This window comes from Flavobacterium sp. LMO8, assembly GCF_009495755.1.
Taxonomy (GTDB): Bacteria; Bacteroidota; Bacteroidia; order Flavobacteriales; family Flavobacteriaceae; genus Flavobacterium.
Genome location: NZ_WIBJ01000002.1, coordinates 1 through 236, shown reverse-complemented (window position 1 = coordinate 236; position 236 = coordinate 1). Strand labels below are relative to the sequence as shown.

Below are 236 nucleotides of genomic sequence, written 5' to 3'. Positions count from 1 at the left end.
CTGGAATGACTATTGGAACTAATTATACTGTAACAGCTAACTTAGGGGGTTGTAGTTCTGCAGCTTCTGCTGGATTTACCATTGGTGTGCAATTAGCCACTCCTACTGTTCCTGCTATTGCAAATATTGTTCCAACTTGTGCTGCTAATGGAAGTGCAAGCATCTCAAATTATGCTGCGGGAACTACTTATTTGTTTTCTCCTGCTGGACCTACTGTGGCTGTTGGAGGTGCTATC

1 protein-coding gene is annotated in these 236 nt (G+C 43.2%); it reads left to right on the top strand.

Annotated features, from left to right (window positions below):
• Positions 1 to 236, top strand: a 236-nt coding sequence (locus GFJ94_RS12560; protein WP_162523752.1) for a hypothetical protein, incomplete at both ends; no start/stop codon positions are given.